Raw genomic sequence first — 3,086 nt, 5'->3', positions numbered from 1 at the left:
GGGTATTACGTAAACATTTGGTAATCCTCGGCGAAAATTCTTTAACTATCTCTTCATAACTCAAATTTCCCATACCATTTAACGCTTCCATTTCAATCCCCCTTATTTTTTCTTAACGTTCAGCCCCTCCATGAACTCTTTTATCTTCGATAACGCTTTATTGTGGTTGTATGAGACTGTTTGAACCGATTCATCTAAAATCTCTGCAACTTCTTTATTTGTATGGTCATTCAGATACATTAAAGTCAATATTTTTAATTGCTTGTCCGACAGAACATCAAGAGCTTTATATAATAATTCACCATCAATATGATCCTTTAAATCATCTTTTTTAGACATATTTTCATAATCAGCATAAGTCAAATCATCTTCCGATGAAGTTAAAGCATCCAAGCTATTTAGATTGTTATCAACCTCTTCATGCGATACAGTTAACGCAAATAGATTACGTTTTTTATATAATGAAACCCTTTTGTCAAAATCTATTGAGTAAAAATAAACCAAATTACTAATGTAATTAATCACTTTGACCTTACGGTAATATTCAGCAAATGCACTGTTTAGCATAGATGTATTTTCTTCGGTGGGATTTATAATTGCTTCTTGGAATAATGCGTAGTTTTCTTCGTCTTTCAAAAAATTCCGAACAATTGGCTCGTTCATTTTTTCCTTATATTTGCTACAATATGCTTCTATTTGATTACTCCCCATGTCAAAACGCCCTCCTCAATTCTAAAAGAGAAATCAACCGTAAAAAATCAAATAATTCAAACAAAAAGTTCGAACATCTAATCCGAACACACGTTCCCGACAACTTCTTTATTATCCCACTTTTCTCCATGGAAGAAAAGGGTTTTTTATGAATTAATTAAGGGTTTTTTTTCGGCTTTATATAGTAGTAAAAAAGCATTTTTTCTTATGACACTCATTGTAATGTATATCCATATTTCTACGCTTAATAAAAAAACGAGGAAAATTTTTAGTTTATTTTGATTTTTTTCTTTTATTTCCTCTTTTACAAATGTAAGCACGAAAATAGGGAGGAATTAAAAATGAAAGAAATTATTTTATACGGACATGATAGATGCCCATATTGTGTAAATGCAAAGGATTGGTTAGGCAAAAATTCTATTCCATTTCTTATGAAAGATATTACTATCAAGGAAAATGCTGATGAATATGCGCAATATAATGAGCAAGGTGTTCCACTTCTAGTAGTGAAAGATCTTGAAAATCAAACAGAAGAAAAACTTCTTGGCTTTAACCCTGATAGTTACGCAAAAAAAATAGGYAAATAAAAAAACCGGCACATATTACGTGCCGGTTTTTTATTTCAAACACACTCCTTTCACTTATTAAATCAAGAGGCTAATTTTAGGAGGGGAAACATGGCTACTATTATAGAAAGTCCATTCGAAATTAAATCTATTATTGAAAATCCGGAGGAAGTCACTTACGGATTAGACCTTATTAAAGCCCGTGAGGTCTGGGAATCTAGTAAAAAAGGCGAAGGTATTGTAATTGCTGTATTAGACACAGGTTGCGATACCAACCACCCTGACTTAGAAGGAGCAATCATTGGTGGCTACAATTTCACAGATGATGATAACGGAGACACCGAAAAGATCATGGATTATCGTGGACACGGGACTCACGTTGCAGGAACTATCGCAGCAAGAGAAAACGGAATTGGAGTAATTGGTATTGCACCTAAGTCTCAATTACTTATCCTAAAAACTATGAACAAACACGGAAGAGGTAGTTATAGTAATGTTATCAACGCTATACGCTATGCTATTGCATGGAGAGGGCCTAATAACGAAAGGGTATCTATCATTAATATGAGTCTAGGTGGAACATTACACGATGAAGAACTCTATTCAACCATCAAAGACGCTCGAAAGCATGGCATCCTCTTAGTAGTTGCAGCAGGAAATGACGGTGACGGAAAAGGAGAAACTTTTGAGATTAATTACCCAGGTTTCTATCAAGAAGTAATCCAAGTTGGATCCGTTGGCCAAGATTTAACTTTATCTTCTTTTTCAAACACCAATATCAACCTAGATTTTGTAGCACCAGGTAATTTAGTATTATCAACCTTCTTAGATGGTAAATACGCAAAGTTATCCGGTACATCAATGGCTACCCCTCATGTCGCAGGAGCACTCGCACTCATTCTGAATCTAGTTCCGACATTTGATTATAATCCAACATTAACATCATTTATTGCTTACTCTTATTTACTAGAACATGCGAAGAAACTCGGTTATTCAGCAACAGAAGAAGGGAATGGTTTAATCCAATTAACCTAGAAAGGAGTGACCTTACTATGGACCCAACAATTGAAATGTGGGCTTCACTTTTAGGCAACTTCGGTTTTCCTGTCGCTATCACTATTTATCTACTTATTCGATTCGAGAAGAAATTAGATAGATTGACCGATGCAATCGAAACTTTAAAAGGCGTAATCAAAAGCAAATAATTTTTTCCTTACCTTTTTTGACAACAACACAAACAACCACTCTTTTATAAATGTAAACATAACTCTTTAAGGAGTGATCTATGTGAATGGAATCGAAAAAGATCTTGTGAAATATAACAATTTAAAATCTGATTTACTATCCATCGCTAAATGTATTGATTGTTGCGAAGAAAAAGACGTTTGTTTCTATCAAGATTTAGCTATTGCATACTCAGAGCGATTAAAGAATTTACATGATTTTATAAACACTGAATACGGCGTAAACACTTGTTGTAACAAGTGTTTTGAGAGTCAACAAAAAAGCTGACAAAAAAAGTCAGCTTTTTTTATTGTTTTTTTGACAAAACATTCGTTCGTAGCTCTTTTAAGAAGTAGGAAGAAAAATTCGGGAGGTAACACCAATGAAATCATTTAAAAGAGTCCTAGAAACAGAAGAAATTAAAGCCATCGTAGATGAACTATACAGCCAAAAATCTTTCCAAGATACAATCGACGAAATTACTCGTGATCATGAGGTAAAACTATCAAGATATAAAGTAGAAGTTGCTGAAAGTTGGACATTTTCATCCCAAAAAACAATGAAAGTATTAATACTATCGTATTC

The 3,086-nt window shown here is 33.6% G+C and carries 6 protein-coding genes; 5 read left to right on the top strand and 1 reads right to left on the bottom strand.

What is annotated here, in order from left to right; all coding sequences use genetic code 11:
• Positions 1–102: 102 nt before the first annotated feature.
• Complete coding sequence (locus AB4Y86_RS15565) at positions 103–663, bottom strand: sigma-70 family RNA polymerase sigma factor (RefSeq protein ID WP_441403093.1); 561 nt, start codon at positions 661–663, stop codon at positions 103–105.
• 389 nt (positions 664–1,052) lie between these two features.
• On the opposite strand from AB4Y86_RS15565, the gene AB4Y86_RS15560 reads away from it, so the two are divergent.
• From AB4Y86_RS15560 to AB4Y86_RS15540, 5 genes are all read left to right on the top strand, one after another.
• Positions 1,053–1,298 carry a glutaredoxin family protein gene (locus AB4Y86_RS15560; RefSeq protein WP_087963206.1) on the top strand — a complete coding sequence of 82 codons (246 nt, stop codon included), beginning with the start codon at positions 1,053–1,055 and terminating at the stop codon, positions 1,296–1,298.
• A 90-nt stretch (positions 1,299–1,388) separates the two neighbouring features.
• Complete coding sequence (locus tag AB4Y86_RS15555) at positions 1,389–2,312, top strand: S8 family peptidase (RefSeq protein WP_087963207.1); 924 nt, start codon at positions 1,389–1,391, stop codon at positions 2,310–2,312.
• A 17-nt stretch (positions 2,313–2,329) separates the two neighbouring features.
• Positions 2,330–2,482 (top strand): YvrJ family protein, encoded by a 153-nt coding sequence (locus AB4Y86_RS15550; RefSeq protein ID WP_087963208.1) that lies wholly within the window; start codon positions 2,330–2,332, stop codon positions 2,480–2,482.
• Between the two features lie 82 nt (positions 2,483–2,564).
• Positions 2,565–2,789 carry a hypothetical protein gene (locus AB4Y86_RS15545; protein ID WP_087963209.1) on the top strand — a complete coding sequence of 75 codons (225 nt, stop codon included), beginning with the start codon at positions 2,565–2,567 and terminating at the stop codon, positions 2,787–2,789.
• Between the two features lie 94 nt (positions 2,790–2,883).
• A partial coding sequence (locus AB4Y86_RS15540; protein WP_441403092.1) for a hypothetical protein occupies positions 2,884–3,086 on the top strand: 203 nt, incomplete at its 3' end.

Origin of the sequence: Arthrobacter sp. 2YAF22_2 (assembly GCF_052114645.1) — a bacterium.
Classification (GTDB): Bacteria; Actinomycetota; Actinomycetes; order Actinomycetales; family Micrococcaceae; genus Arthrobacter.
The sequence above is the reverse complement of the archived record's forward strand: the minus strand, read 5'-3'. Positions and strand labels throughout refer to the sequence as shown.